Here is a 2032-nt window from a genome sequence, read left to right on the forward strand (position 1 = left end):
GCGCCGCCCTTCGAAGCCTTGACGGCGGCCGCGACATCGGGGGTCACAGTGCCGACCTTCGGGTTCGGCATCATGCCGCGCGGGCCGAGCACCTTACCCAGGCGGCCGACCAGCGGCATCATGTCCGGGGTGGCGATGCAGCGATCGAAATCGATCGTGCCCTTCTGGACGATGTCGACCAGATCCTCGGCGCCAACGATATCGGCGCCGGCGGCCTTGGCTTCCTCGGCCTTGTCGCCGCGCGCGAACACGGCAACGCGCACCGAGCGGCCGGTGCCGTTCGGCAGGTTGACCACACCGCGAACCATCTGGTCGGCATGGCGCGGATCGACGCCGAGGTTCATGGCGATCTCGACGGTCTCATCGAACTTCACCGAAGACCGGTCCTTCAACAGTTGCAGCGCTTCAGCGAGCGCATAGGCCTTGTTCGGATCGATGCCTTCGCGGGTCTTGGATACACGCTTTGCAATCTTTGCCATGATCTCAGCCCACCACTTCCAGGCCCATCGAGCGGGCGGAGCCCTCGACCATGCGCATGGCCGCCTCGACGTCGTTTGCGTTCAGGTCCTTCATCTTCTGCTCGGCGATCTGGCGCACCTTGTCGCGAGAGATCGTGCCGGCCTTGACCTTGCCCGGCTCCTTGGAGCCCGACTTGAGGTTGGCGGCCTTCTTCAGGAAGTAGCTCACCGGCGGCGTCTTCATGACGAAAGTGAACGACTTGTCCTGGTAGTAGGTGATGACGACCGGGATCGGCGAGCCCTTCTCCAGTTCCTGGGTCTGCGCGTTGAACGCCTTGCAGAACTCCATGATGTTGATGCCGCGCTGACCAAGCGCCGGGCCGATCGGGGGCGACGGCGTGGCCGAACCCGCGGCAACCTGGAGCTTGAGCTGGCCTGCAACTTTCTTAGCCATCTCTATTCCTGCCTTTTCTCATGCCGGCCCCACCATCTGGGAAACGCCGGCGGTTGCAGTCTGGTGGTGCGGTTCCAGCGGCCGGCTAAGCCGCTTTCGCCTCCCACCCGTTCATGGCAGCGCGACATTCGCGCCGCCTCCCGACGCCCTTCGGGCGCGGGTATTCGGATCAGCCCTTTTCGACCTGTCCGAATTCCAGATCGACGGGCACCGCGCGCCCAAAGATCGAAACTTCCACCTTGAGGCGGGCCCGCTCCTCGTCCACTTCCTGGACGAAGCCGTTGAAGGATGCGAACGGGCCGTCCGAAACGCGGATCGCCTCGCCGATCTCGAAGGTGACCGACGGCTTCGGCCGCTCGACGCCTTCCTGAACCTGGTTCAGGATGCGCTGCGCCTCGGTCTCGGTGATCGGCACCGGCTTGGAGTCGCCAAGGAAGCCGGTGACCTTCGGCGTGTTCTTGACCAGCGAGAAGACAGCGTCAGTCAGGTTGGCCTTCAGAAGCACATAGCCCGGGAAGAACTTGCGCTCGGCGTCGACCTTGCGGCCGCGGCGGATCTCAACGACCTTCTCGGTCGGCACCACGATCTGCTCGATCTCGCCGGACAGACCCTTCTGCTTGGCCTTGTTCTCGATGTCCTCGGCGACCTTCTTCTCGAAGTTCGAATAAGCGTGGACGATATACCAGCGCGCAGCCATTTCACGACTCTCCGTAATCGCCGAATTAATGCCCGAGGCCCAGGATCCACTCGATCGCATAGCCCATGGCTATGTCGGCAGCGAAGAAGAAGATCATGGCGATGACCGCGAACACCAGGACCATCACCGTCGAGATCATGGTCTCGCGGCGCGAGGGCCATGTCACCTTGGCCGTCTCCGCGCGCACCTGCTGGAGAAAGGTGAAAGGATTAGTGGTTTTCGAAGCCATCTGCCGCTCTGTCTTCAAGACCCGTTGGCCGGGTCTCCTGGATGATCCCGCTGGCCGGGACGTGCCGCCTGGGTTACGTGCCGGCGCCGAATCAGCGCCACCATTTTCGCCCACGCAAATCAGACGCGTAAAGCCGGCTTCCCAGCTCCACGCGTCGCGTGTCTGTTCAGTCTACATAAAACCGATTCTTAATC

4 protein-coding genes are annotated in these 2032 nt (G+C 62.8%); all 4 read right to left on the reverse strand.

Annotated features, from left to right (window positions below):
* Positions 1 to 479 (reverse strand): 50S ribosomal protein L1 (gene rplA, locus EOA38_RS34890; protein WP_127301364.1); only part of this gene is annotated, 479 nt, incomplete at its 3' end.
* Between the two features lie 4 nt (positions 480 to 483).
* The gene (rplK, locus tag EOA38_RS34895) at positions 484 to 912 is read right to left on the reverse strand and encodes a 50S ribosomal protein L11 (protein WP_059189557.1); all 429 of its coding nucleotides are present in this window, start codon (positions 910 to 912) and stop codon (positions 484 to 486) included.
* Between the two features lie 169 nt (positions 913 to 1081).
* On the reverse strand, positions 1082 to 1609 hold the full coding sequence (nusG, locus tag EOA38_RS34900) for a transcription termination/antitermination protein NusG (RefSeq protein WP_126094120.1): 528 nt from the start codon (positions 1607 to 1609) through the stop codon (positions 1082 to 1084).
* Positions 1610 to 1634: 25 nt separating this feature from the next.
* The gene (gene secE / locus EOA38_RS34905; protein ID WP_040974128.1) at positions 1635 to 1838 is read right to left on the reverse strand and encodes a preprotein translocase subunit SecE; all 204 of its coding nucleotides are present in this window, start codon (positions 1836 to 1838) and stop codon (positions 1635 to 1637) included.
* Between the last annotated feature and the right edge of the window lie 194 nt (positions 1839 to 2032).

The sequence above is a fragment of the Mesorhizobium sp. M1E.F.Ca.ET.041.01.1.1 genome, from assembly GCF_003997355.1.
Taxonomy (GTDB): Bacteria; Pseudomonadota; Alphaproteobacteria; order Rhizobiales; family Rhizobiaceae; genus Mesorhizobium.